Origin of the sequence: Ligilactobacillus faecis, from assembly GCF_029889745.1 — a bacterium.
GTDB lineage: Bacteria > Bacillota > Bacilli > Lactobacillales > Lactobacillaceae > Ligilactobacillus > Ligilactobacillus faecis.
Window position 1 is genome coordinate 1,046,952 of the sequence record NZ_CP123639.1, and the last position, 26,885, is coordinate 1,073,836.

Annotated in this window: 28 protein-coding genes; 22 read left to right on the forward strand and 6 right to left on the reverse strand. The window is 41.7% G+C overall.

Annotated features, from left to right (window positions below; genetic code table 11):
- Positions 1–27 precede the first annotated feature (27 nt).
- Together QFX10_RS04975 and QFX10_RS04980 are read right to left on the reverse strand one after the other, a co-directional pair.
- Positions 28–741 (reverse strand): helix-turn-helix domain-containing protein, encoded by a 714-nt coding sequence (locus tag QFX10_RS04975; protein ID WP_280605683.1) that lies wholly within the window; start codon positions 739–741, stop codon positions 28–30.
- Positions 742–828: 87 nt separating this feature from the next.
- Entirely contained in the window at positions 829–1,587 is a 759-nt protein-coding gene (locus QFX10_RS04980) for a macro domain-containing protein (RefSeq protein WP_280607098.1), read from the reverse strand.
- 105 nt (positions 1,588–1,692) lie between these two features.
- On the opposite strand from QFX10_RS04980, the gene QFX10_RS04985 reads away from it, so the two are divergent.
- From QFX10_RS04985 to QFX10_RS05015, 7 genes are all read left to right on the forward strand, one after another.
- A complete protein-coding gene (locus QFX10_RS04985) occupies positions 1,693–2,301 on the forward strand; it encodes a metallophosphoesterase (protein ID WP_280607099.1) in 609 nt (202 codons plus the stop codon).
- Between the two features lie 4 nt (positions 2,302–2,305).
- On the forward strand, positions 2,306–3,133 hold the full coding sequence (locus QFX10_RS04990; RefSeq protein ID WP_280607100.1) for an alpha/beta hydrolase: 828 nt from the start codon (positions 2,306–2,308) through the stop codon (positions 3,131–3,133).
- Between the two features lie 15 nt (positions 3,134–3,148).
- Complete coding sequence (locus tag QFX10_RS04995; protein WP_280607101.1) at positions 3,149–4,390, forward strand: PTS transporter subunit EIIC; 1,242 nt, start codon at positions 3,149–3,151, stop codon at positions 4,388–4,390.
- The gene (locus tag QFX10_RS05000; protein ID WP_280607102.1) at positions 4,383–5,261 is read left to right on the forward strand and encodes an alpha/beta hydrolase; all 879 of its coding nucleotides are present in this window, start codon (positions 4,383–4,385) and stop codon (positions 5,259–5,261) included. The genes QFX10_RS04995 and QFX10_RS05000 overlap by 8 nt, the downstream gene beginning before the upstream one ends.
- Before the next feature lie 11 nt (positions 5,262–5,272).
- Positions 5,273–5,914, forward strand: a complete 642-nt coding sequence (locus QFX10_RS05005) for an HAD family hydrolase (protein WP_280607103.1) — start codon at positions 5,273–5,275, stop codon at positions 5,912–5,914.
- Between the two features lie 92 nt (positions 5,915–6,006).
- A complete protein-coding gene (locus tag QFX10_RS05010; protein WP_280607104.1) occupies positions 6,007–6,474 on the forward strand; it encodes a flavodoxin in 468 nt (155 codons plus the stop codon).
- A gap of 116 nt (positions 6,475–6,590) precedes the next feature.
- The gene (locus QFX10_RS05015) at positions 6,591–8,162 is read left to right on the forward strand and encodes a cation:proton antiporter (protein ID WP_280607105.1); all 1,572 of its coding nucleotides are present in this window, start codon (positions 6,591–6,593) and stop codon (positions 8,160–8,162) included.
- Positions 8,163–8,194: 32 nt separating this feature from the next.
- Here QFX10_RS05015 and QFX10_RS05020 read toward each other — a convergent pair whose 3' ends face one another.
- Positions 8,195–8,740: a PepSY domain-containing protein gene (locus QFX10_RS05020; protein ID WP_280607106.1), complete on the reverse strand. Its 546-nt coding sequence runs from the start codon at positions 8,738–8,740 to the stop codon at positions 8,195–8,197.
- Between the two features lie 132 nt (positions 8,741–8,872).
- Between QFX10_RS05020 and QFX10_RS05025 the strand changes: the two genes are divergently transcribed.
- Both QFX10_RS05025 and QFX10_RS05030 read left to right on the forward strand, forming a co-directional pair.
- Complete coding sequence (locus QFX10_RS05025; RefSeq protein ID WP_280607107.1) at positions 8,873–9,541, forward strand: response regulator transcription factor; 669 nt, start codon at positions 8,873–8,875, stop codon at positions 9,539–9,541.
- Positions 9,519–10,841: a sensor histidine kinase gene (locus QFX10_RS05030; RefSeq protein ID WP_280607108.1), complete on the forward strand. Its 1,323-nt coding sequence runs from the start codon at positions 9,519–9,521 to the stop codon at positions 10,839–10,841. Before QFX10_RS05025 ends, QFX10_RS05030 begins: the two co-directional genes overlap by 23 nt.
- A gap of 26 nt (positions 10,842–10,867) precedes the next feature.
- Here QFX10_RS05030 and QFX10_RS05035 read toward each other — a convergent pair whose 3' ends face one another.
- The 3 genes from QFX10_RS05035 to QFX10_RS05045 all read right to left on the reverse strand — a co-directional run bounded on the left by QFX10_RS05035 (position 10,868) and on the right by QFX10_RS05045 (position 13,477).
- On the reverse strand, positions 10,868–11,527 hold the full coding sequence (locus tag QFX10_RS05035; RefSeq protein WP_280607109.1) for a TMEM175 family protein: 660 nt from the start codon (positions 11,525–11,527) through the stop codon (positions 10,868–10,870).
- A 134-nt stretch (positions 11,528–11,661) separates the two neighbouring features.
- The gene (locus tag QFX10_RS05040; RefSeq protein WP_280607110.1) at positions 11,662–12,651 is read right to left on the reverse strand and encodes a tagatose 1,6-diphosphate aldolase; all 990 of its coding nucleotides are present in this window, start codon (positions 12,649–12,651) and stop codon (positions 11,662–11,664) included.
- 106 nt (positions 12,652–12,757) lie between these two features.
- Entirely contained in the window at positions 12,758–13,477 is a 720-nt protein-coding gene (locus tag QFX10_RS05045; protein WP_280607111.1) for a GntR family transcriptional regulator, read from the reverse strand.
- A gap of 261 nt (positions 13,478–13,738) precedes the next feature.
- Between QFX10_RS05045 and QFX10_RS05050 the strand changes: the two genes are divergently transcribed.
- From QFX10_RS05050 to QFX10_RS05110, 13 genes are all read left to right on the forward strand, one after another.
- Complete coding sequence (locus QFX10_RS05050) at positions 13,739–15,523, forward strand: glycoside hydrolase family 35 protein (RefSeq protein ID WP_280607112.1); 1,785 nt, start codon at positions 13,739–13,741, stop codon at positions 15,521–15,523.
- Positions 15,520–16,011, forward strand: a complete 492-nt coding sequence (locus QFX10_RS05055) for a PTS sugar transporter subunit IIB (protein ID WP_280607113.1) — start codon at positions 15,520–15,522, stop codon at positions 16,009–16,011. The genes QFX10_RS05050 and QFX10_RS05055 overlap by 4 nt, the downstream gene beginning before the upstream one ends.
- A gap of 1 nt (position 16,012) precedes the next feature.
- Positions 16,013–16,918, forward strand: a complete 906-nt coding sequence (locus QFX10_RS05060; protein WP_280607114.1) for a PTS mannose/fructose/sorbose/N-acetylgalactosamine transporter subunit IIC — start codon at positions 16,013–16,015, stop codon at positions 16,916–16,918.
- Complete coding sequence (locus QFX10_RS05065; protein ID WP_280607115.1) at positions 16,905–17,732, forward strand: PTS system mannose/fructose/sorbose family transporter subunit IID; 828 nt, start codon at positions 16,905–16,907, stop codon at positions 17,730–17,732. Before QFX10_RS05060 ends, QFX10_RS05065 begins: the two co-directional genes overlap by 14 nt.
- A 21-nt stretch (positions 17,733–17,753) precedes the next feature.
- Complete coding sequence (locus tag QFX10_RS05070) at positions 17,754–18,152, forward strand: PTS sugar transporter subunit IIA (RefSeq protein WP_280607116.1); 399 nt, start codon at positions 17,754–17,756, stop codon at positions 18,150–18,152.
- Positions 18,153–18,163: 11 nt separating this feature from the next.
- Positions 18,164–19,330: an AgaS family sugar isomerase gene (locus QFX10_RS05075; protein ID WP_280607117.1), complete on the forward strand. Its 1,167-nt coding sequence runs from the start codon at positions 18,164–18,166 to the stop codon at positions 19,328–19,330.
- Positions 19,317–20,498: an N-acetylglucosamine-6-phosphate deacetylase gene (gene nagA, locus QFX10_RS05080; protein ID WP_280607118.1), complete on the forward strand. Its 1,182-nt coding sequence runs from the start codon at positions 19,317–19,319 to the stop codon at positions 20,496–20,498. The genes QFX10_RS05075 and nagA overlap by 14 nt, the downstream gene beginning before the upstream one ends.
- Before the next feature lie 92 nt (positions 20,499–20,590).
- On the forward strand, positions 20,591–20,734 hold the full coding sequence (locus QFX10_RS05085; RefSeq protein WP_280607119.1) for a hypothetical protein: 144 nt from the start codon (positions 20,591–20,593) through the stop codon (positions 20,732–20,734).
- 169 nt (positions 20,735–20,903) lie between these two features.
- On the forward strand, positions 20,904–21,191 hold the full coding sequence (locus QFX10_RS05090) for a hypothetical protein (protein ID WP_280607120.1): 288 nt from the start codon (positions 20,904–20,906) through the stop codon (positions 21,189–21,191).
- Between the two features lie 117 nt (positions 21,192–21,308).
- Positions 21,309–23,057, forward strand: coding sequence for a PTS mannitol transporter subunit IIBC (locus tag QFX10_RS05095; RefSeq protein WP_280607121.1), 1,749 nt, complete (start codon positions 21,309–21,311; stop codon positions 23,055–23,057).
- 13 nt (positions 23,058–23,070) lie between these two features.
- Positions 23,071–23,517 carry a PTS mannitol transporter subunit IIA gene (locus tag QFX10_RS05100; RefSeq protein ID WP_280607122.1) on the forward strand — a complete coding sequence of 149 codons (447 nt, stop codon included), beginning with the start codon at positions 23,071–23,073 and terminating at the stop codon, positions 23,515–23,517.
- Positions 23,514–24,671: a mannitol-1-phosphate 5-dehydrogenase gene (locus QFX10_RS05105; RefSeq protein WP_280607123.1), complete on the forward strand. Its 1,158-nt coding sequence runs from the start codon at positions 23,514–23,516 to the stop codon at positions 24,669–24,671. Before QFX10_RS05100 ends, QFX10_RS05105 begins: the two co-directional genes overlap by 4 nt.
- Positions 24,672–24,777: 106 nt before the next feature.
- Positions 24,778–26,835: a BglG family transcription antiterminator gene (locus QFX10_RS05110; protein ID WP_280607124.1), complete on the forward strand. Its 2,058-nt coding sequence runs from the start codon at positions 24,778–24,780 to the stop codon at positions 26,833–26,835.
- Positions 26,836–26,885 lie beyond the last annotated feature (50 nt).

Below are 26,885 nucleotides of genomic sequence, written 5' to 3' on the forward strand. Positions count from 1 at the left end.
TAACGATTGACCAACCATATTCTTTATTTAGTTCTTTGATGGCTTGTTGTTTGAAGAATCGTTCGCCTCCCGATCGCGTATTTCCATCACTTTTTTTGCGTATGCTTCCTCCATTTCTTTACGGAGAAGTTGGGCCTTTAATAATCGATTCTCAGCCTTTAGCTGATCAATTTCTGTCCACTCTTTTTGTGTCTTGGCTTTGCCTCGACGATCACGAAGTGATTGTGGATCATTGCCACTTTTACGATACTTTTGATACCACCCATAAACTTGTTGATAACTAACGTTATATTTTTCTACGGCCCAGTTGTAATTGACATCGTGCTTGATCAACTCTTCGATTATCGATAATCGTTCTTCAAAAGTAGTTTTTCTTCCTAGCATAATTGAATCTCGCTTTCTTGGCGTATAAGCCTTTAGTTTTGATTCATTATACTGCATAATCCAATCTAGCAGTTGTGTTTTGGACTTTAGCCCATGCTTGATTGCGAATATTTCAAGCGACTCATCTGATTTTTGATACTGTTGGACCAAAAATACTTTAAATTCCTTTGAATATCTATGATTATTGTGAGTAGATCGTAAGCCATCAATGCCCTGATATTTATATAGATACCCCCAAGTTCTAATAGTTTTCTTGCCCACCGCATACTTTTTAGCTACCTCACTGATACTAGAACGATTTAGTTCATTTAGTATAGCTAATTTTTGTTCTGCACTGTATTTTGATTTCCTAGACATATAAAATACCCTCCAAATATAAGATGAAATTTCTATTTCATCTGTATACTTAGAGGGCATTATAACCACTGCCAGCAGACTTTTTTCTTATTCATCAGTCAATAAATAGCGGTAAAGGTTCAAGTCGAGATCTTTATATGGCGTCAATACGATCTTTAGACTTGGGTCTTTAGCTTGGGCTTTTTTAGCTGCTGTGATCGCGATCTTAGCGGCTAATTCATTTGGAAAGTTTGCCGCTCCAGTTCCTAGAGCACACAAAGCGATCGTTTTGATCTGATATTTAGTAACAGCTTCAAAGATCCCCGCATAACAAGAACGTAGAGCTTCGATCTGTTCAGGCTGTAAGACTCCGTGAACAGTAGGGGCGATAGCTTGGATCACATATTTAGCAGGTAAATGATAACCGGGGTTAACGTAAGTTTGTCCGCTTGCTAACGGCGTTTTGCCAGCTTGCTTTAACTTATGCCCAGTTTCGCGTAAACGACTACCTGAAAAAACGTGAACTTCATTGTCTAAACACGGATGCGTGGGGTCAAAGCATCCTAATAAGTCTGGGTCGGCTGGATCAACGAATGCTTCGACTTGCAGTGTCGTGATGTCGCCTTGATAAAGGTAAAGCCCGGGTAAAACTTCGTCGAGCTCTGCTAAAGTCACGAGGGGACGTCTTTGCCATAAAAGATGTAAAAGTTCATCTTCTTTTTGTAAATAATTGGTTGGTAAATAGCCCGGTTCTCTAAGCGTCACTAGTTCACGCCAGTAAGCTAGTTGAGCTGGCGTTGTTGTTGGCAAAGGCCCAGTTGGCGCGAGTTTTGTGATCAATTCGGGTAAAAGTTCTGTGATTTCCATATTAAACACTTCCAAATTTTGAGATATGTAGTAAAAAGCTATCGCATTAATTATAGAAAAATGGTAAAGTTTAGACAAATATATTGTAAGAAATAAGGTGGAAAGATGAATTTCTTTACAGCTGATACTCATTTTTTCGATAAACATCTGCTGGGAAAGACTGATTTTGCTGATCGCCAGTACTTGACCGTTGCCCAGATGAATGAAACGATCATCGCTAACTGGAATGAAGTCGTTTTGCCGACGGACACAGTTTATCATCTCGGTGATATCGCAGTACACTTTGTGCGTCCAGAAAAACGAGCCCATCAAGATATTTTTGAAGTTTTACGGCGTTTAAATGGGAATTTAGTCTTTGTCAAAGGTAACCACGATAGTCGAGCGTTATTTAAATACTTGGCTAAAAATAACTACGAAGTCAATGGCAGACCTAAATTTAGTTTTCATGACGTTGGCGTATTGTTCAAATATGACCATCGTCAATATTATTTGACGCATTACCCGCTGATGTTAGGGATCGCTCCAAAGATCATCAACCTTCACGGGCATATCCACCATTATGCTGTCAATGTCAAAGAAAATATCAATGTCGGGCTTGATTCACCAGAAGTTGATTATTTAAAAGAAAAACCGGCTTTTGGCCAACCGCTATCGCTGGAACAAGTTACCCAGATCATCGCAGCTAAACGCGATGATTATTTGAAACGGAGGTGAGAAGGTGCAACAAAAGAAGTTTGGCTGGTTCATCTGCTTTTTCATCAGTTTAAGTCTTGCTTTTTTAGGGCAGAGTCAAGTTGCTTTGGCTAAGACTCAAACGATGATCCCGACTCTGTTTATTCATGGGTGGGGCAGTAGCTATCACGCTGAAGAGAAAATGGCACAAGCGGCTAAGAAGGCTGGCGTGACGAAGACGATCATTTTAGCTGATGTCGATCTAAATGGCAATGTCACCTTAAAAGGTAAGATCCCAGCGCAAGCTAAAGCTCCGCTCGTCTTAGTCAATTTTGAAAATAATAAAAATGTCAATGCCAAAATGGAAGCTGGTTATTTGAAAAGTGTCCTCGAAACGCTTCAACAAAAGTATCATTTTCAAAAGATGAATCTCGTCGGGCACTCAATGGGAAATATGGCGATCTTAGATTATCTCTTGGAAAATGCCCAAAATAAAGAACTACCGCAGTTGAATAAACAAGTAGCGCTCGCGGCTTTTCCTAATGGATTAGTCGAAGAGATGCCGTCTGATGTCACAGTGGCAAAAGATGGGCGACCAGATCAAGAGACGAGTACGTTTACCGAGCTGTTACCGCTAAGAGAACTTTATCCTAAAGGGGCCTCAGTCTTAAATATCTATGGTAACTTAGAAGATGGGAGTGATTCGGACGGACCAGTCCCAGTTAGATCGGCGCAAACTTTGCGCTATTTAGTCACACCAAATGCGAAAAGTTACGAAGAACATCAGATCACAGGAAAGCTTGGACAACATAGTAAGCTGCACAACAACCGCGAAGTTGACCGCTTACTGATCAAATTTTTGTGGGGAAAATAAAACGGGGGAAAAAACATGAATAAGATCATTGATATTTTTGCAAGAGCTTATCAAAAAAAGCTCACTTTGATCGTGATCCGGACTTTGCGGGTCCTCTTCCCGCTCATTTTACTAGGAAGTTTTGCAGAAGTTATCAAACTGACCTTTTTAACACCGACCGGCTATATCGCAACTTTATTTGCTGTCCCAGACTGGCTACCATTTGTTGACGTTATCGCCCGGATCTTAGGCACGATCTATCACTGTACGATCGATCTGATCGCACTGTATAGTGCTTATGCGATCGCTTATCAGACAGCTAAAGCGTATCAGCTCGACCCAGCTTTGCCGAGCTTATTAGGGGGTGCTTCTTTTATCTTACTAGCGTATCGACCTAACGGACAAAACGTGATCGGGTTCAATGAACGCTTGTTGAGTCAAGGGATGCTGATCGCTTTAGTCTGTGGTTATGTGAGTGTGCGTTTATTGTTATTTGTCCAAAAGAAACTAAAAAAAACACAAAACGCTCAGATCGTAACGATCACGCTCATCTTGCTCGGGGCTGCAGTTTTGAATTACCTTCTGCGCTTATTAGGTGAACTTGAAGTGCCGACCTATGTCGCAAGTACGATCATGAAAAATACGGCCGGTAATGCCTTTTTATATGTCGTTTTACTAGGCTTTTTGACCGATCTGTTATCTTTTATCGGGATGGGGGGACCTTTTAGCATGAGTCCGACTTTTACCGATGCGACTTCGTTTGCGAACCTAAACCATGCCCTAAAGACGGGTTCTGCTTATGGAGTACCGTATCCCTTTACCGATACGACGCTCTTTCATAGTTATGCTAATTTTGGCGGTAACGGAGTCTTGTTAGCGTTAGTGATCGCGATCGCTTTGACAGCAAAAACAGCCGATCATAAATATAAGAGCGTCACCAAATGGTCTCTTTTTCCAACGTTGTTCAATAACCATTATCCGTTGATGTTAGGGTTGCCGATCTTGTTTAATCCACTTTTGTTTATTCCGTTTATCCTGGCGCCCCTAGTCAATATGCTGATCGCCGGTGCGTTTATCGCACTTGATTGGATCCCAACGGCCGCCTATCCCGTTCCTGCCGGTACGCCAGGACCTTTGATCGCTTTTATCGGCACAAATGGGAATTTTTTAGCGTTAGGCTTAGGGATCTTGCTGTTGATCTTAGATGTTTTGCTCTACTTGCCATTTGTTAAATTAGCTGAAAAGATCAAACAAAGGGCAGGTGAATACGATGTTTAAGCAAAAAAAGTTCTGGTTCAGTTTGTTAGGTGTTCTCTTAAGTGTGATCCTTTTAGTTTGTTCGCTAAATTGGTCCCGCCAAAATGTCGCTGAATTGACTCGCTGGCACCGCTCCAAAGTTTCACCTGTGATCATGATCCCAGGCAGTTCAGCGACTGAAAATCGGTTTGATCGTCTCGTTAAAAAGCTAAATCAAAACGCAAATGAAAAACACAGTCTGCTTAAAGTCCGCGTGACAAATGATGATCAGATCCACTATTCAGGTTCGATCCGTCCGGGGGATAACGAACCGATCATCGTGGTCGGTTTTGAGAATAATCATGATGGCTATGACAATATCAAACAGCAAGCGCGCCGTTTTGCTTTAGCTTTTGAAGATCTGAACGAACAGTATAACTTTAATAACTTTAAAGCGATCGGGCATTCAAATGGTGGCTTGATCTATACGGCATTTTTAGAAAAATATTATCCCGAATATGCCCAACAAGTCACGCTCAAGCGTTTGATGACGATCGGAACACCGTATAATTTCAACGAAGGTTCGATGCAACACAAGGCGCAAATGTTGACTGATTTCATCAAAGATCGTAAAAAATTGCCGACTGAGCTCGTGATGTATTCGGTGGCAGGTTCCCAAACGTATAACGCTGATGGGCTAGTTCCAGTTGGCAGTGTCTTGGCAGGGCGTTATATTTATCAAGGGCAAGTCAAGCAATTTACGACGATCACGGTCTCAGGTGAAGATGCGCAACATTCTGCCCTACCGCAAAATGATCAGATCGTTGAGTTGATCGAACGCTATATGCTCGATCATGTTAAAAAGCGGCCTACGATCCAAGGGATGCCCCAGCTTAGAGGCGATGAGAAATAGGAGGAAGAAAGATGGAAAATTATTTATTTGATTTTGATGGAACTTTAGCTGACTCAGGCAAGACAGCTGTTGTTGCTACAAAAAAAGCTTTCTTAGATCTCGGGTTAGCGGCACCGGAAAAAGAAGCGATCTTAGGCTATATGGGGATCCCGATCGAAAGCTCCTTTGTCCTTTTAGGGGCAAAAGATCTGCCAAAAGCAGATTTAAATGAGTTATTTGAAAGATTTAGGGCGCACTATCAAGCTAACGAAAATGAATACGTCACGCTTTTTCCTGGGGTAAAAGACGTCTTGGCTCAACTTGTTTCTGCTAAGAAGCAATTATTTGTCGTTTCTAGTAAGCATTCCGAAGCGTTAGCCCGCAATCTAGAATTTTTAGGGATCGCTAAGTATATCACTGACCTAGTTGGTTCAGATAATGTGAAAAATTATAAGCCAGCGCCAGATGGGATCGAGCTCTTAGTTAAGCGCCATACTTTAACAAAAACACAAAGTGTGATGATCGGGGATGCGATCTATGATATCGAGATGGGGCAAAACGCTCAAGTCAAAACAGCCGGAGCGCTATGGGGCGCGCACGATCCGAAAGCCGTTACAGCTTTGAGTCCGACTTTTGCCTTAAAAGACCCAAAACAATTACTGACTTTACCATAACTAAAGTGGATCATTTAACATGAAAAATAAGCATTTTAAGTTTTGATCAAAAAGTGCGATGATAAAGATAGTTAAACAATGAGGTGATCAGAATGGAAAAAGCAATAGTCGTTTATTTTTCGTGTACCGATACGACCGCTAAAAAAGCAGAAGTTTTAGCTCAGATCCTCAAGACAAAGGCTTGGCGCTTACAGGCAAAGCTCCCTTATACTCAAGCTGATCTAACTTGGCAAAATGCAACAAGTCGTGCAAATCAAGAACAAGAGGATGAAACAAGTCGTCCTGAATTTGTCCCGTTAGAACTACCTGAATTTGAAACGTTATTTTTAGGTTATCCGACATGGTGGGGGCTTCCACCGCGCTTGATCGAGACGTTTTTAGAGAGCTTGGACCTAACTGGAAAACGCGTCGTATTATTTACGACTTCAGGTTCTTCGACACCAGAAAAGGGACTAGCAGAATTAAAACAGCTCTTTTCTCAAGAAAAATTTGGACCAGCTAAGCGTGTTAATAATGCGACAGCAACAGAATTGGCAGCTTGGATCAAAACATTGAAGTAAACTTTTATATAGCAACGAGCATGAAACGATGTTCGTGCTATTTTTTTGTTTATTTACGGCCCAAAATAACCTAGGTTATAATAATAAGTAGTACAAAACTAAAAAGGGGGTAGACGATGTTAGTATCAGCATTTGTGTTATTACTAGTATCGGTCTTTAGTTTAGTGATCTCGCGGCTCTTTCCGCGGATCTCAGTCAATTACGTGAGTACTTTTGTCGGGATCATCTGTGGGCTTATTCCGTTTATCGATCAAAAGGTCGAAACCTTTCACTCTGAAGTTTTTATGTTAACGATCATTGCGCCATTGCTATTTTTTGAAGGCTTTGCGACGCCGTTTGGAAATCTAAGGAATAAGTTGCGACAGATCATGGGGATCACCGTCGTGATGGTCTTATTGAGTACGATCGTAGCTGGAGTCGCGCTTCATTTAGCGATCGGCGTCAGTTTGCCGTTAGCCTTTGTGATGGCTGCGATCAGTACTCCGACTGATGCGACGGCAACTTCTTCGGTCTCAATGGGGTTGAAAATGCCTAAAAAGGCCAGCGAATATTTGCGCTTAGAATCACTTTTTAACGATGCTTCAGGCCTGATCTTATTACAAGCAACTGCTTTATGGCTCGTTAATGGACAGTTTAATTATCAAAAGACATTCGTTGATTTTTTGAGCTCTGCTTTAGGTGGGATCGCAGTCGGGATCGCTTGCTGTACGGTCGTGATGCTCTTTCGGCAACGCCTTTTACGCACGCTAGTCGATAGTTTGACTGTTCAGATCATGTTGTATATCTTAACACCGTATATCATTTATCTTGTGGCTGAAGAATTACATGTTTCAGGGATCTTAGCTGTCGTTGTAGCCGGGATCATGCACAATAGTGAAGCCCGTGTCTCACTTTTTGTCGATGCACGTTTGTCTTTTATCACGCGCAATACGACCGATATTATGAATAATCTTTTGAATAGTAGTGTTTTTGTGATCTTAGGGATCTTAGCTGTGCGGGTCTTTCGCGAGTATTTTAGTTTACAAAATATTGCGATCTGGGGGATCAGTGGGATCTTACTATATGTGATAGCTTTACTCGTGCGTTACTTTTACGCGCGCTATAAAATGCGAGAGACAAAGCAAAATGCGCTTGTTTTTGCCTTAGGTGGTGTGCATGGGGCAGTCACTTTAGCCCTTGTTTTTTCTTTACTGGAATTAGGTGTTTCTGACAAAGATTTTAGTTTGATCTTGATGGCCGAATTTATCTTGATCATCTTGAGTATGTTAGTGCCAACGGTCGTTTTTCGGTTTATCTTACCTAAGAAAAGAAGTGATGCTGAGATCTTGCAGTGTTTAAGCCAGATCAGAACTGAGATGGTCGAAGCAGCGCTTGCTGAAGTTGAACAGATGCACTTACCTAAGCCGGCTAAAAAAGTTATCAGTACGTATTTGCGTGACCAAGCTAAAGCAACTTCGATGAGCGAGTTCAACCGCCGTTTTGCCCGTGTTTTACGACTTCCTGAGATCCAAAATGATTTTTATCATAACTTCCGCTATCGCGTTTTTACCCGCTGTTTTGCGGTTGAAAGGGAATATTTGCAACAGGCAGTCGAAAAAGGACGGATCGAAGATACACATGCGGCTAAACTCTATCAAGAAGTTTTATTAGCAGAAGCGATGTTAGTTGATAATCGTGAAGATGAATAACAAAAAAGGACGCCTCGTTGCGTCCTTTTTGACTATCTTGTTTTTTCGCTGAGGATCTTACCGTTATCGGCATCTAACTTTAATTTGATCTTTTTATTGTTTTCGACGAGCTTGATCTTGTAGATGAGTTGATCGTTATCATTTAGATCAAGTTCAACTTCGTAAAGTTTAGCGTTAGGGTATTTTTCTTGGGCTTTCTTTTGAGCATCATCAAAAGAAAGTTTAGGGGTAGCTTTGCTCAATTTGACATCTTCAGCCTCGTCAGCGATATTTTCTGAGCTTGTTTTTAAAACTTTACCGTTATTACCGTCGATCTTGTATTCTTTTTCAGTTTCACCGTCTAAAACAGTTGCTTCATAGTAAACTTTGTTCTTTTTACCTTCAAGCTCTAAGTTGACAAGTTTTCCTTGTTTGGCTTCTTTCAACACGATCTCTTGAGCTTTATCAAAATCGAGTTTAGCATTTAAATTTTTAGGTGTATCTGCTAAAGCTGTCCCAGCTGGGATCAAGCTAGCTGTGAGTAAAGCTAAACCGCCTAAAGCTGCGATAAGTGGACGTTTTTTTGTTTGAATTTTCATGTTTTTTCCTTCTTTCCTGATTTCTTGTCTTTAGTATAAAAAGGAAAAATGAATGCTAGATGAATAGAGCTTTTATTTTACAAAAAAATTTTTGTAGTTTAGGCTAAAATTGAAGAAAGTGGGGTGAAAGTGATGAAGATCTTACTAGTTGAAGACGACAAAGATTTGAATCGTAGCTTACAAAAACTTTTAAAGACGCAAAATTACAGCGTTGATCCAGCTTTTGATGGAAAAGAAGCTTTAGCATATAGTACTAATTTTGACTATGATGTGATCATCTTAGACGTGATGATGCCAAAGATGGATGGTTTTGAATTCATCACACGCTTGCGCGCAACGGGAAATGAAGTTGCCGTTTTGATGTTAACGGCTAAAGATGCACTAGAAGATCGGATCAAAGGTCTTGATCTAGGGGCTGATGATTATTTAGTCAAACCGTTTGAATTTGGCGAGTTACTTGCCCGCTTACGTGCCTTACTCCGCCGTAAAGAACGCAAAGTTTTGAATGACACGCTCAAACTAGGCGACATCACGTTGAGTATCGCACAAAAACAAGTAACAAAAGGTAAAGAAGTGATCCCTTTGACGGCCCGTGAATATGAGGTTTTAGAATATTTAGCGCGCCATCGCGGGCAAGTTTTGACGCGTGAGCAGATCCGCGAGCACGTCTGGGACTTTGCCTATGAAGGAGAATCCAATATCATCGATGTGCTCATCAAAAATATTCGAAAGAAGACAGGTGAGGCGACATTGATCAAAACTAAAAGAGGTCTAGGTTATGTCATTCCGGAAGAAAAATAGTATCGTGTTCAAGGTAACGCTATGGTACAGCGCGTTTATCCTTATTTTATTGAGTTTGTTAGTCGGCGGTGCGTATCTAGTTGCCACGAATCTCGCTGATGCGAAAGGCCAAGCTAAACTCCAAGAAGATACGCTTGAATTAGCGCAAGATATCAAAGAATACGAAAGTTTTGATGATGGGATCTATTATGCGCTCTATGCAAAAGATGGCACGGTCCTGCGCAGTAGTTTTCCAAGAAATTTCAAGCAAAACTTACCTTTTAGTCAAGAGAACGTCAAACAAGTAACAGTCAAAGGCGTCACTTACCAATACTTTGATGTCTGCGTCAAAGATTCTTCTGACTGGCTTCGCGCGATCCGTTTACGCCCTAAACTCGATCATGAGATGCTCTTTTTTTTAGGGAGTTTAGCTTTAGCAGCGCCCCTTTTAGTAGTTGCGGTCGTGTTTGGAGGTTATCGGATCTTAAAACGGGCTTTTATTCCAGTCGAGCAGATGTCGCAAACAGCTTTAGCGATCACTAAGAGCCATGACTATACGAAACGGATCCCAGTAACTCAAAAAGAAAATGAACTTAGCCGTTTAGCCCAAACGTTCAACAAGATGTTAGCTTCGATCGAGCGTTCTTTTGAAAGAGAAAAGCAGTTCAACCATGACGTTTCCCATGAATTACGGACGCCGATCGCCGTGATCTTAGCCGAAAGTGAATATGCCAAAGATTATGCAACTCAGTTAGACGAAGCCAAGGATTCAGCGCAAACGATCAACCGGCAAGCTAAAAACATGAAAGAGTTGTTAGAACAATTACTTGAATTGACACGCTTAGAAGCTGGGCAGCCGATCCCGTGTGCGACATTTGATCTTAGTGAGATGCTTGCACAACAACTAGCAGATCAGCAAAAGATCTTAATGAAAAAAGGCCTTATCCTTAAACAAGAGCTAGAGCCAGAAGTGTTGTATTACGGCAATGAATTACTTTGTCAGCGCTTAGTGGCAAATCTTTTGAGCAATGCCTGCAAATTTGCACAAAAAGAGATCTCAGTCACTTTGAAAAAGCAGGCACAAAATGTTATTTTGACAGTCACAGATGATGGGCGTGGGATCAAGGAAACTGAGCTCGATAAGATCTGGGATAAATTTTATCAAAGTGATCAAGCCCGTAGCAAAGCGCAAAATAATGGTGTGGGACTTGGTTTGGCGTTAGTCAAAGATATTGTTCTTAAACACCAGGGACAAGTGAAAGTTACTTCAACCTTAGGTAAGAAGACGACCTTTACCATTACGTTACCGCTGAGACACTAAAAAAGGGATGTCAAACCATCCCTTTTTTAGTGTTCTTTTTTATTTTCACGTCGTGGACGCCGTCTTTTTTGTTCGGGAACGAGTAATGAGACTAGCGGTAAGATCAAATAAAGTACTAACGTTAATTTAGGTAAAAACATAATGATCAAAGTCAGTGGTAATAAGATCAAACCAAAACGGGTTAGCGTCATGCCTGCAATACTGTGTTGAAAACCAGCTTGCTTGATCGAGTCAAAATTTCCCGCAATAAAGATGAAAAAGAGTGACATTTCGATCAGAAGATAGACGATCCCGTAGTTAAAGAGTGCCAATTTACTTGACGAATGGATCACCCATTTAGTCATCACAGGGATCAAAGAAAGCATCGCTAAGTAAAAGAAATTAGCGATCATCACTGATTTAGTCGCTTTTTCAAACGTATTGAAAACTTTATGCCCGTCATACCAAAAATTAGCAACGATCACAAAGCTTGCTAAAAAGTTCGCGATATCGCGTAAAAAATCAAAATAAGAAGCTAATGAATCTTTAGGAACTGGGATCTCTAAGACGATGATCGTAATGATGATCGCGATGACAGCATCGTTGAAGACATCTAAATGATCGTGGAGCGAAGTCGTTAATTTTTCTTTTAAACTTGCCTCATCAAATGGAGTTTCAACTGGACGCGAGCCTTTTTTCTCTGACATAAAATAGTTTCCTTTCAAAGTAAAAGTTCTGTTCCATTATAGTGCAGATAGGACCTAGCGTCTAGTTGACTTAAAAATTTGAGAAAAAAGATCAAGTTACTATTTTCAAATGGCTTGATCTTTTTTTAGAAATATTATTGATTTTTAAGACCAGTCAATGCTGGAAGTGGCGTGGCGGTCTCTTTTAAAACTTGGTTCAAACGTTCGATATTTTGACGCCCCACGGTCCGACACCAAGTACGTGCAGCTTCACTGCCTGCGCTGGCAAAAGGTTTGATGCTATCTTTCCAAGTGGCACGCCCACATAAAACACCGTTGAAAGTCGAGCCGGCGTCATGCGCAAAATAAAGCGTTTCTTGGAACATCTCGGCCGAGACCCCAGCGCTCAAGAAGATAAACGGGACGCCGTTTGCAGCTAAAACTTGCTCTTTAAAGTAGCGCATTGCTTCTGCTTTAGAATAAAGTGGCGCTTCAGTTGACATCCCACTCACAAAGCGCATCTCAACGGGAACTTCAACTTTCAAGACATCGACGTTATATTGTGGCTTAGAAAATTCAGCCATCATCGCGTTGACTTTATGCGGTTTGATCCGCGCATAAGCTTCACTTTTTGTATCGTTGATGTGGGCATCATAAGACATCAGCTCAAGGAAAAATGGCAACCCTTCAGCGACGCATTCGCTTCCGATCCGTTCAACAAAAGCTTGCTTTTTGCTGTTGATCAAAAAAGATTCATCTGTATCGTAATAAAGCATGAATTTAACAGCATCGGCCCCCGTTTCTTTTAAGCGTTTGACAGACCAGGTCGAGAGTAAGTCTGGCATCCGTCCAGGTGCAGTCGTATCATAGCCAGTTTTTTCATAGGCTAATAAAAGCCCGCAGTCGTTAGAGCGGGCAAAAGCTGCCGGCAGACCGTATTCGGGATCAAGTAAGATCGCTGATGAATACGCTGTCATTTCTTGAGAAATGATCTCTTTGAAATGACTGAGAGCATTCGGGCTAAGGGGCTTGTCAGCTGCTTTGGCTAACATCTTTTGTAACGAGCCACGTTGATCGATCGCTAAAGCTGCGATCACGCCGTCAGCATTGGCTAAACGACTTAACTTGTTGAGCTTTGTTTCCATTTGCGCCACACCTTCCGTTCAATGTTTGAATTTGTTTTTACGAGTTTAAATTAACATTAACGAACATATTAGTCAACTTTTTAGTTCGATGTTGTTCGTTTTTGTTTTATTTATCTGGATCAAGCGGAACTTTGTAAGAAAAATAGTGGGAAGGAGCCGTTGTGATCGTAAATTCGATCGGCCGTTCATGTTGGTCAAAGGCCGTGCGTAAGATCTTAAGACAAGAAGCGTTAGGACGAAGTGAAAGCAAAGTGGCTTCTCGTTCAGTGATCGTACTTGCAAAAAATTCTTCGGTCCCGTGTTTGACTTGAAGTCCGTATTTTTGTGCCAAAAGTTCGTACAGCGAATTTTTGGCGAGTTGATGCCGTTTAAGGGCTGGGAAAAGTCGGGCTGGTAAAAATGTTTTTTCAAAGAGGACAGGGCGTCCTTGCAAAAGCCGCAACCTTTCCAAGCGATAAACTGTTTCGTTTTTATCGAGTTGGAGCATGTGGGCGACATAGTAGTTGGGGATCGTTTTTGTAAAAAGAATGATCTCAGTTGCAGGCGCTAAATTTTGCTCTTGACCAGACCGACTAAAGCTATAAAAATGAGCAAAGTCATATGTGGCTGGTTCGTAAGATACATAGTAACCAACATTTTTTTCTTTGGCGATAAATTTAAGATCTTCGAGTTCGCTTAAAGCGGCACGGATCGTTGAGCGACTGACTGCAAATTTTAAAGCTAATTCTTTTTCAGTAAAGAAGCGTTCGTTTGTTGTTTTTTCTTTATTTAAGATCAACTGGATCAATTGATCAGCGATCATAGCATATTTGGGACGGTTCGACATCAGACTCACCTCACAAAGATTGTACATTGTAAAAACGCATACATAATAATATTTGTATGCACATTATACTGCAAATGGTCTTGAAATTGATAATGAAAAGCAGAGTAAAAGAGTTTTAAAGAAAAAAAGGATACGCTAAAATATAAGTGTAAATGATAGCGCATACATTTTGTGAACTATCTTTACGGGTATATACCTTTTGAATAAATGCATTTAAAAATTTTAAGTTGCTGTTATGTTGAGTAGATCTGAGGAAAAGAAATGGATAAGTTCAGAGTACAAGCAGACGGGTTTTACCTTAACGATAGAAAATTTAAACTTTTATCAGGGGCGATCCATTATTTTAGAATTCCAAGAGAAACTTGGAAACGTTCTTTATACAATCTTAAAGCTTTAGGTTTTAATACGGTCGAAACGTATATTCCTTGGAACGTGCATGAAAAAAGCGAAGGTGTCTTTGATTTTGGCGCCGTAAAAGACTTTGTCTGCTTAGCCCAAAAATTAGGTCTATATGTGATCGTACGCCCCTCTCCTTATATTTGTGCCGAATGGGAATTTGGAGGCTTTCCAGCTTGGTTACTGACAAAAAATGTTCGGCTACGCAGTGATGATCCAACCTATCTCAATTATGTTGAGCGGTACTATCAACACTTATTTCAAGTTTTGACGCCACTCCAAGTGACTCATGGTGGTCCGATCATCATGATGCAACTTGAAAATGAATATGGTTCTTTTGGTGAAGATAAAAATTACTTGAAACAGATCAAGCGTTTGATGGAAAAATATGGTGCAAACGTGCCACTCTTTACCGCTGATGGGGCCTGGCAAGCAACGCTTCGCGCAGGAAGTTTATTAGCAGAAGATGTGCTTTCCACAGGAAACTTTGGTTCACATGTGTCTGAAAACTTAGCGGCTTTACGCGCATTTCAGCGTGAAAATGGCAAGAAACAACCGCTTGTCTGCATGGAATTTTGGGATGGTTGGTTTGATAAATGGGGGCAAGAACCAGTTGTTCGTAAGCAAGCTGAATTAGTTGAAACGATCTTACAAGTCATTACGCAAAGTGATGGGATCAACCTCTACATGTTTCATGGGGGCACTAATTTTGGCTTTATGAATGGCTGTTCAGCCCGACATGAACACGATACGCCCCAGATCACGTCATATGACTACGGCGCTCTATTAAATGAGCAAGGTGATCCTACGCCAGCTTACTTTGAATTGCAAAAGCGGTTGGCTGCTCTCTATCCCGAGCTCAAACAGCAAATGCCGAAAAGCAGTCAAAAACTAACTGAAAAGACATTTACGTTAGTACAAAAGACGAGCCTTTTGACAAGTTATGATCAGTTAGGTAAAAGCACGCAAAGTAAATATCCAAAGTCTTTAGAAGAACTTGGGACGGGGTATGGTTATGCTTTATATCGCACACAGATCAAACGCGATACACTAAAAGATGAACGTTTTCGGATCATCGATGCACGCGATCGGGTGCACTTTTTTATCGATGACGAACACATCAAAACGCAGTATCAAGAAGAGATCGGAGCAGATATCTATGCGCCCCTACTAAAACCAGAAGTAAAGCTGTCGGTCTTAGTTGAAAATATGGGACGTGTCAATTACGGCAGTAAGCTTTTAGCTTCGACTCAGAAAAAAGGCTTAAAGACAGGCTTGATGGTCGATCTGCACTTTGTCTCTGGTTGGGAGCAACTTGCTTTTGATCTAAGTGAAAGTCCAAAGCTCGACTATACGCGTCCTTATCTACCAGGCACGCCGAGTTTTTATCGCTATACATGTCAGTTAGAAAAAACAGGCGCTTGTCATTTAGATCTACGTGGTTTTGGTAAAGGGATCGTTTTAGTAAATGGGCATAATCTAGGACGTTTTTGGGAGATCGGGCCCCAGCATTCACTATATCTACCCGCTGAATTTCTCCACCTTGGAGAAAATGAGCTCGTCGTTTTTGAGACTGAAGGACGTTATCAAGAAACGATCGCAGTTAGAGAAAGACCAGTTTGTAAAAAAGTTAAGGAGGAAGCGAAATGAGTATTATCGCAGTACGGATCGATGGTCGTTTGATCCACGGCCAAGTAGCAAATCTTTGGACCACTAAATTAAATATCACGCGGATCATGGTCGTAGATGATCAAGTCGCGCAAAGCGCGATCGAAAAAAGTGGACTCAAATTAGCGACTCCTGCTGGAGTCAAGCTCAGTGTTTTGCCATACGCTAAAGCTGCCCAAAATATTTTAGCAGGACGCTATGATTCTCAAAGGCTCTTGATCGTAGCTAAAAAGCCACATTACCTCTTGAAACTCGTTGAAGAAGGCGTTTTGATCGAAGAGATCAACGTTGGGAACATGTCTCAAAATGAAACAACGCGTCAGATCACGCGTTCGATCAATGTTGATGACCATGATGTCGAAGACTTCAAGCGCTTAGATGAAAAAGGGGTCCGTTTGATCGCCCAAATGGTCCCAGCTGATGATGCTAAAAACTTTATGGCGATGTTGAAAGAAAAGGAAGGTGAGTAACATGACGATCGCATGGTGGCAGATCTTACTTTTGACTTTATATGCTGGCTACCAGATCTTAGATGAGTTACAGATCAACTCGTCGGCTGGTTCGGCAGTTTTTGCCGGTTTTATTTCAGGACTTATCATGGGGGATCTTAAAACAGGTCTGATCATCGGTGGGGGAATGCAGCTTACGATCTTAGGAGTCGGAACTTTTGGAGGCGCTTCCCGGATCGATGCGAACTCGGGAACTGTGTTAGCGACTGCCTTTTCAGTCGCGATCGGGATGGAACCAAAGCAAGCGATCGCCGCTTTAGCTGTACCGGTGGCGGCTTTGATGATCCAGACAGACGTGTTAGGGCGGTTTGCGAATACGTATTTTGTCCATCGGATCGATAAAGATATCGAGAATTTCGAATATAAAAAGATCGAACGCCATTTCTTGCTGGGGGCTGTTTCGTGGTCGCTCTCAAGAATGATCCCAGTCTTTTTAGCTTTAGCCTTTGGTGGCGGGCTTGTGACCCGAGTCGTAAATTATTTGAATACAGATCTTAAATGGTTAGGTGATGGTCTTTCAGTTGCTGGTGCAGTGCTTCCAGCCGTTGGGTTTGCGATCTTATTACGGTACTTGCCAGTCAAAAAGCAATTTGCCTATTTGATCTTAGGTTTTGTGATCACAGCCCTTCTAACCACGCTTTTTGGCAATATCCAACTGCTAGGGACAAGCGTTTCTGGGCTCGACAAGACCTTTACAGGTAACTTTAATAGCTTGCCGATGTTAGCCGTTGCTTTGATCGGACTTGGTCTAGCAACGATCTCGTATAAAAATAACAATAATAATGCTCCAAAGAAGACAAACGAGCAAGTAGCGCAGACACAAGATAATAATGAAGGTGAGGGGGAGATCGAAGATGACGAACTCTAATAAACCAAAAACGACAGGTTATAAGTTGACTGAAGCCGACTTCAAGCAGATCAATCGCCGAAGTCTCTTTGGTTTCCAACTTGGCTGGAACTACGAACGTATGCAAGCTTCGGGGTATCTTTATACGATCTTACCGCAGTTGCGAAAATTATACGGCGATGGCACCCCAGAGCTAAAACAGATGATGAAGCTCCATACCCAATTTTTCAATACGTCGAACTTCTTTAATACGATCGTAACTGGGATCGACTTAGCTTTAGAAGAAGAAGAAGGGGTAAAATCAGCTGAAACTGTCAACGGGCTAAAAACAGGGCTCATGGGACCATTTGCAGCGATCGGGGATGCGATCTTTGGGGCTTTGATCCCGGCGATCTTTGGTGCGATCGCAGCGAATATGGCGCAAGAAGGTAACCCAGTCGGCGTTTTCATCTGGGTCGCAGCTAATATCTTTATCATGGTCTTTCGTTGGAAACAATTAAAATTTGCTTACCGCGAAGGAACAGCTTTAGTGACAACGATGCAACACCGGTTGACAGCTTTGACTGAAGCTGCCACGCAACTAGGGGTCTTCATGGTCGGAGCGCTTATAGCAACGATGATCAATGTCAAATTGACGATCGCACCGATGATCGGAAAAGTATCGATAGATTTTCAAAATAACTTAGATATGTTATTGCCAAGGCTTTTACCAGCTTTGATCGTGCTTGCGATCTATTGGATGCTAGGTAAGAAAAATATGACGTCAACAAGAGCGATCTTTATCGTTTTACTTGTTTCGATCGCGTTATCTGCTTTAGGCGTGATCGGTAAATAATTACAGAAGGGAAGAATAGATATGCGACCACTAGTCTTAGTCAGTCATGGCGAGCTTTGTGTAGAATTGAAGAAAAGTATCGAGATGATCATGGGTCCTCAACCAGATATCCATACGGTAGCTTTATTACCTAATGAAGGCCAAGCTGAATTTTTACAAAAATTTGAAAGCGTTATAAAAAAGCTCGATGATTTTATCGTCCTTGCTGATCTTTATGGAGGCACACCGTGTAATGTCGTTGCCAAAGAGATCATGGCCGGTAAGCCGTATCATTTATATGCTGGGATGAATATGGCGATGATCATTGGCTATCTCAATGCTTCGATGTTAGGTGAAACTTGTGATCTTAAAAAAGAAGCGACAGCTGGGATCGTTGATGTCAACCTGGCGCTAAAAGATCTGCTCCATACGAATGAATAAGGGGTGAGCCTATGTTTTTTAAAAGTGAAGCAGAATTAGAAAAACTTGGAGCTGCGATCACGACGAAAGAGATCAAACAACAGCCGATCTTATGGGAAGAAACGTATACTTTGTGGCAAAAAGCAGCCCCAGCTTTTGAGCAGATGGTGACTGAACTATTGCAAAGCACAGCTAAAAAAGTCCGGGTGATCTTTACTGGAGCTGGTACGTCACAATATGTCGGTGATACGCTCGTACCATATTTGACACGCATAGGTGCCACCGAACGGCTGGAATTTTTGAGCTTTGGTACGACGGATATCGTCTCGGCGCCTGAAGATCATTTACTTGCAGATGAACCGACGCTTCTAGTGTCCTTTGCACGTAGTGGCAATAGCCCTGAGAGTAAAGCTACGATCGAGCTTGCACAAAAGATCGTTAAAGATCTGCGCAACTTGATCATTACTTGTGCGCCCCAAGGTGATCTGGCCAAAGCAGGTCAAGCAGATAAGCAGAGTTTAGTCGTTTTGATGCCGAGTGCTTCTAACGATCAAGGTTTTGCGATGACGGGTTCTTTTACATGCATGCTTTTAGCGGGGGCGCTGTTTTTTGATCAAACAAGTGCAGATCAAAAAGCACAGTTTGTCCAAACGGCGGTCAAACTTGGGCAAATGATCTTAACAAAAGAAGCAGAGCTCCAAGCTTTAGTTGACCTTGATTTTACGCGGATCGTTTACTTAGGTTCAGGTAGTTTACGCGGATTGAGTCGCGAAGCTCAGTTGAAGATCTTAGAACTGACGCACGGCCAGATCGCTACAGTTTTTGATTCTTCAATGGGCTTTCGCCATGGGCCAAAGTCTTTTGTCGCTCCTAAAACACTTGTCTGTGGCTTTATCGCCAATGATCCGTATACGCAAAAATATGATCTTGATATATTAGAAGAGATCAAAGCCGATCAGATCGCTTTAGCTGTTGTTGCTTTAGGTCAAGAAGCAAATAAATTTAGTGGGCAAAGCATCGTTTATGGCGAACAAGACTTGCTTTTACCAGAAGTCTATCTTGCTTTACCTGATATTTTAGTGGCGCAAGCGTTAGCGTTGTTGACTGCGGTCAAGATCGGCAACACACCTGATACTCCTTCCCCAAGTGGTACAGTCAATCGCGTCGTCAAAGGGGTCTTATTACATGAATATCGCTAAAAAAGAGCAAATGAGACATTATTATCTCAAAGCCAAAGCATTTTTATTACCAAGTGGTCTACAAGAAGGGGGCTATTTAGAGATCGCTGCTGGTAAATTTGGACGTCATCTCACTTTCGCCGAGCTACCAGCAGATGCTAAGATCAAAGATCTAGGTGAAGCCTTTGTTGCCCCAGGTCTTGTTGAGACGCATCTACATGGCTATTTAGGTCATGACGTGATGGATGCTAGCAAAGAAGGCTTGGCAAAGATCGGTCAAGGACTCTTAGCTTGTGGTGTCACTTCATATTTACCAACGACTTTGACAGCGCCAAAAGAAAAGCTAGCGCAAGTCTGCCGTTTGATCGCTCAGGAAAAAGAAAAACTTCCTGGTGCAAAGATCCAAGGTATCTATTTTGAAGGCCCGTATTTTACCACGGAACATAAAGGAGCCCAAGACCCAAGTTATATGCGTGCTCCGTCGCTAGCTGAATTTACTGAACTGCAGACTTTAGCTCATGGAGCGATCAAGAAGATCGCTTTAGCGCCAGAAAGAAAAGGGGCGCTTGAGTTTATCCAAGGCGTAGTCCAAACTGGGTGTCGTGTTTGCTTAGGGCATAGTGCCGCTAGTTATGAACAAGGACTAGCCGCAGTTGATGCAGGGGCAAGCATCTTTACCCATACGTATAACGGGATGAGTGGGTTAGCACACCGGGCGCCTGGGCTAGTCGGCGCAGCTTTTGAGACCCAAACGACATATGCTGAATTGATCTGTGATGGTCATCACGTTCATCCTGGCGCAGTTGGTGCCTTGATCAAAGCTAAGGGACCACAAAAAGTCGTTTTGATCACTGATTGCATGCGCGCTGGTGGGATGCCTCCGGGAGATTATCATTTAGGTGAATTTCCAGTGACTGTTTCTGCTGGTATGGTCCGTTTAAAATCAGATCACAGCTTAGCAGGGAGTGTTTTAGAACTCTTTACGGCCGTCAAAAATTTGATCATGTGGGGTAAAGCAAGTATTGTCGAAGCATTTTTGATGGCAAGCTATGTTCCAGCTCTAAGTGTCGGGCTTACCGATGTTTGTGGAAGCTTGACCTTAGGACACCCTGCTGATTTTATCGTTGTCAGTCCGACGCTTGAGTTAGAAGCGACTTATCTTGATGGTCATTGTGTTTATCAAAAATAAGCGTAAAGAGGTAGCTACGAAGTTACCTCTTTGTTTTATTTTTTGAGCTAAACCGGGAGACGTTCTATAATTTGAGATAGATAGGTAGGTGGATGCATTTGAAAAAATATCACTTTCAAGTAGCACCAGAGCTTCAAGAAAAACTGACTGCAGTTGAACTTGAAACGCTAAAAAAGCAAGTTAAAGAACATCTCGAACATGATTTTTTCGGATCAAACCGATCAAGACAGACTTAAAAGTCAAATGCTACGAGCAAAAAGTCCATTTAGCTAAGCAAACTTATCGTGTGGCATTTTTAGTGACTGCTAAAGAAGTTGAGCTTTGTTACTTGAGCTCGAGCTTGATCAAACGTGTTTTTGACAAAGAAGTTCAAAAATATTTACGCAAACGGCAAAAGAGGTGAGCTTGGTAGTGCAAATGATCGCTAAAAAACAACTCAAGCAGCTCGTGAAACGGCAAGTCAAAAGTCCGTATGCTTTTTCAATCAAATTTTTGACTTTTAAAAAAGATCGTGCGCTTGAATTGAGCTATCGCGAAGGCAAGTATTTTTTCAGTGAAAATGGTTTTGAAAAAAAGGAACAAGTCTTTACGACGGCAGCTCAAGCTAGTAAGGCACTTTTACAAGCAGCCGAATACGAATTCAAACGAAGTCACAAACTCTATTTTATTCAAACAAAGGATCGATCGAACTGATCGATCTTTTTTTTCATGGTGGCACAGTTTAGTGTGTCATAAGGTGCTCTAGCAATTATTGAAAGCGCATACTTTAAATTTTAAAATTAAATTGTAAACAGATAAGGAGGCGCGGAAATGGAAACAGGAAAGCAGAAAACATCACTCAAAGCAAAGATCCAAAAACTCGGGACGGCACTTTCGGGGATGGTGATGCCAAATATTGCTGCGATCATTGCGTGGGGCTTGATCACAGCGATCTTTATGGAGAAAGGTTGGTTCCCCAATAAACAGATCGCTGAATTGATCGATCCGATGTTAGATTATCTCCTCCCGTTACTGATCGGTTATGTTGGTGGACGTATGGTCGATGAAGAGCGCGGTGCGATCGTTGGTGCGATCGCAACGATGGGGGTCGTAGTTGGTTCAGATGTTCCGATGTTTTTAGGGGCAATGATCATGGGACCACTTGGAGGGTATTGTATCAAAAAGCTCGATGAACTCTTTCAAGCAAAGATCCGTTCAGGCTTTGAAATGATCTATAACAATTTTTCAAGTGGAATCATGGGAATGTTGCTTGCGATCTTAGGCGTGTATATCGTCAATCCGATCGTTAGTTCAGGAAGCCACTTGATGAGCCAAGGTGTTGACTGGATCATTTCGATCCATATGTTACCATTAGCAAATATTTTTATCGAACCAGCCAAAGTGCTGTTCTTAAACAACGCGATCGGTAATGGGATCTTAGTGCCTTTAGGGGTCCAACAAGTTGCTAGTGCGGGTAAATCAGTATTATTTTTACTTGAATCAAATCCCGGCCCAGGGTTAGGGGTCTTATTAGCCTTTATGTTCTTTGGTAAAGGCAACGCCAAAGCTTCTGCTCCTGGGGCAGTCGTGATCCAATTTATCGGGGGGATCCATGAGATCTATTTCCCATATATTTTGATGAAGCCAGCTTTATTTTTAGCTGTGATCGCTGGTGGGGTGACTGGGACGTTTACCTTCCAACTCTTTGGCGCCGGGCTCAGAGCCGCTGCTTCGCCAGGCTCGATCATCGCGATCATGATGATGACCGCCCAAGGTAGTTATTTAGGAGTCTTAGCCGGGATCGCTTCGGCCGCTATCGTTTCGTTTATCATCGCTGCGATCATCTTAAAAGCTGACCGCAAGAGTGAAGGCGATGATGAATTTGCTGCAAAACAACGTGAGATGAAGCAGATGAAAGCTGAGTCAAAAGGCCAAGCTACTGAGACAACTGATTTGACAGATTATGCAAACGTCAAAAAGATCATCTTTGCTTGTGATGCGGGAATGGGCTCGTCTGCGATGGGAGCTTCGCTGTTACGCGACAAAGTCAAAAAAGCAGGTTTAAATGAGATCTCAGTGACAAACACGGCAGTCAGTCGCTTAAAAGATGAACCAAACTTACTTGTCGTAACGCAAGAAGAATTAGCTGAACGCGCGGCGCAAAAGACACCACATGCAGTGCATATCCAAGTCGGAAACTTTTTGAACAGTCCAAAATACGATGAGATCATTGCCAAATTAAAAACAAGCACTTACCTTGAACCTGAAACAAATTCACCAGAAACTAAAGCTAAACCAGAGCTTGAACTTGATCAAGTAGAAGAGATCGATTTTATCCGACACGATCAAAATCGCGGGACTTCGACGATGGCAGTCAGTCTCCTGAAAGATAAATTGCATGAGCAAGGTAAAAATATTCCAGTCAAAGCAGTGCGTTTAGCTGATCTAAAAGATGATCACCATCATTTAGTGATCGTGACAAAAGAAGCACAAAAGAATTTAGAAGTTCGTTATACAAATGTCCAAGTTTTAGTCGTTTCAGATCTTTTAGATCTTGACGTTTTACTTGAAAAACTTTGAGAGGTGTAAGCACATGGAATTAACAAAAGATATGATCTTATTAGATCAAGCACCCGCTACCAAAACTGAGGCGATCCGCTTAGCCGGACAGTTGCTCGTCAAAGCTGGCTGTGTTAAAGAAGAGTATATCGATTCGATGATCGCAAGAAATAATGATGTTTCGACATATATGGGCAATTTCATCGCGATCCCCCACGGAACTGACGCTGGCAAAAAATATATCGAAAAAACAGGGATCTCAGTCGTTCAAGTTCCATTAGGTGTTGACTTTAGTAATGATGCAGCGACAGAGAATCTAGTGACGGTCGTTTTTGGGATCGCAGGCTCAAATAACGAGCATTTAGAGTTGCTCTCTCAGATCGCACTTTTTTGTAGTGATGTTTCAAACGTAGCCAAATTAGCAGATGCACAAAGTGAACAAGAGATCATAGATTTATTGAAAGAGGTCGGAAAAGAATGAAAAAAGCATTACATTTTGGAGCAGGTAATATCGGACGGGGCTTTATCGGAGAAGTTTTGGCTAAAAACGGTTTTGCGATCACATTTGTTGATGTTTCAGAAGAGATCATCGATGCTTTAAATGAGAAAGGTGCCTATAAGATCTTCTTAGCTGGACCAGAAAAAGAAGAGCAACTGATCACAAATGTCAAAGGGATAAATAATGCGCTTGAACCAGAAAAAGTTAGCGCAGCTTTGGTAGAAACAGATCTAGTGACGACTGCGATCGGACCTAAGATCTTACCAAAGATCGCTCCTTTGATCGCTTCTGGGATCAAGCAACGTAAACAAGCTAAAAAGATGCGACCGTTAGATGTGATCGCCTGTGAGAACATGATCGGTGGCTCACAATTTTTAAGACAAGAAGTCTATCGTTACTTAGATGGACCTGAGCGTGCTTATGCTGATGAATATCTAGGTTTTCCAAACGCTGCTGTTGATCGGATCGTACCTAAACAAGACCACACAGATCCTTTGTCAGTCACTGTCGAGCCTTTCAAAGAGTGGGTCGTAGACGAAAGTCAACTCAAAGCTCCAGCGCTAAAATTGACGGAAGTTCATTATGCTAAAGATCTTGAACCCTATATCGAGCGTAAACTTTTTTCGGTCAATACTGGACATGCGACAGTTGCTTATACTGGAGCTGATCTAGGCTACCAGACGATCAAAGATGCGATCAAAGATCCTAAAGTTTTGCAACGCTTGCGTGCGGTTTTAAGTGAGACTAGAGCCTTGTTGCTTGCTAAATGGGACTTTAGTGCAAAAGAACTTGAAGATTACCACCAAAAGATCATCGCCCGCTTTGAAAATCCTTATCTTTCTGATGAGATCGTTCGCGTTGGCCGTACACCGCTCCGGAAATTGGGTTATAACGAGCGCTTTATTCGCCCCTTGCGTGAGAGTTTTGCCCGCGGGCTTAATTATCAAGCACTTTTAGAGACGACCGCGTTGATCTATCGTTTCGACGACCCAAAAGATGAAGAAAGCCAAAAGTTGGCGTCTCTCTTAGCGACCCGACCGCTGAAAACTGTGATCAGTGAGACGACTGGATTAGATCCAAAAAAAGATCATGTCTTGATCGAACAGTTAGCTACATGTTATTTACAGCATAAATAATGTAATGTTCAACTGAGGCGGGGCCGTCAAAATAACGGATACCGCCTTTTTAATGTATAATTATTATAGCTATAAAAATTATTGGATCTTAAGAAAGGAACGGGATATGGTCAAATTAAGTGAGCGTCAAAAAGTCATTTTAACTGCCTTTTTCCAAAATGAGGTCAAGGGAGTTGCGCTCGATCAGTTGAAAAAGCAAACTAAAGCTAGTCGGCGCACGATCTACCGTGAATTTAATGAATTAAGTCTTTATTTAGATCATTTAGGACTCAAGATCAGAAATGAACAAGGACGTTATCGCTTAAAAGGTGCAGCGTCAGGTCTGACGCAGTTGCAAGAACTCTTAGGAGTCCAAACTGAGGTCAGCCTTCCGTTAAAAAGTAAGCGCCGCCAAAATGCGTTAGCGGCATTATTACTTTTAGCTGATGAGCCCCAAAAGATCGTTGGTCTAGCTTTAGAACTAGATGTCAGCGAAAATACGATCAAGCGGGATCTAAATATTTTAGAAGAAGCGTTAGCAGATTTTGCAGTCGAGATAAAGCGAAAGAAGGGCAGTGGTGTTTGGCTCCAAACAACAGAAACGATCCGCCGCCAGATCTTATGCGAGATCTTATTAAATGAACTCAATGACTACCAATTCTTTGAGTACTTGACTGGTCAATGGCAGACGCCAGATATCTTTTTACGGCTTTTGCCACGAGAATTGCTAGTCGCATGCCATAATGGCCTCAAAAAAAGCGTCTTTGAAAAAACGTCAGTCACAAGTGATCAACAGACGATCACTTTGATCTTGTACTTTGCCTTGTGTCTCTTTCGAAGCCAACAAAAGCACTATGTGACGAAAGCACCAGATAGTGATGCTTTGCGTTATCAAGCTTTAGTTTATCGCTTTTTAGCAGTATGTGAACTCAAGAGCACTTTGCCCCAAGGTGAAGTGAATTATTTAGCAGAAAAATTGCAACAAGTTATCCAAAAAAAACATACTGTTGATTATGAAAATGAATTTGAGTTGAGCATTTCGCTCAAAGTCAAAGATCTGATCGCTTTAGTCTCAAAAAAAGTCAAATACGATTTTGCGCGCGATCCACTTTTCTTTAAAAAACTTGCAACACATATCGTCAATTTGATCCAAAATGAAGAAAGCGGGCTACCAGACGTTAAGATCGAGATGCTTGAACGGCTACAAAAAGAACATCAGGTACTTTTTTTGAGTATCAAACAAGCGTGGCAAGAGATCTTCTTTGATAAAACGCTGACTGAGACTGAATTGCAATTGATCTTGCTCTATTTTGCAAGTCAATTGACGACATCTAAGAAAAATGAACGCTTAGCGGTTTTAGTGATCTGTGAAAATGGGATCGGCACGTCTTCGATCTTAAAACAGCGTTTGAAAAAAGAACTTCCACAGATCAAACAGATCAAGATCGCTAAAGTTTTTGAATTAGCAGAACTTAGCTTAAAAGAATATGATGTCGTTTTATCGACGCTGATGCTTCCGGGATTTCCTAGAGATTATCAGATCGTTAGTCCACTTTTGACTGCTACAGAATTAAAGCGCTTAAAAGAATTTTTAGCACAATATCAAAAAGAATATTTGAGTAAAGCGAGTCCTGCAGCAGCTAAAGAACCAACAGATCTACCTGAGAAATTAGCGTTTATCGCGCAAAAAGCCTTTTTTTGTTCAGAACTGGTCAGTAGTTTGACGATCAAACGCTTAGAGATCACGACAGATTCTTTGCCTACTGTGATCGCACAAGCAGTTGCTAAAGTTTCACGAGAGATCATAACTGACCGTGCTCAAGTTACCCAAGCCCTTTTAGCGCGTGAAAAATTAGCTCCGATCGGATTACCAGAAAGTTCGTTGGCATTGTTACATACTGTCAGTTCAGCAGTCACGCAGTGCCATTTTATGATCTTTGATCTGACGCGCCCCTTACCGATGTTAGCGATGGATCAAACAAAGATCGCAGTTACGCGCTTTTTATTGATCCTAGGTCCTAAAGAAATGTCAGACAGTGAACGGGAAACTTTAGGATCGATCAGTAGTATGATCATCATGAGCGATCAAACTTTAGCTTTATTTACATCAGGTACGAAAGAAGTTTTGCAAACACAGCTGGCAAAGCACTTTTTAAAAGAAATAAAAAGTGGTATACCAATTTGAAATTTTATTAGTTGACAGGGTCATTTAGTTGCGCTATATTTAGTTTTGTT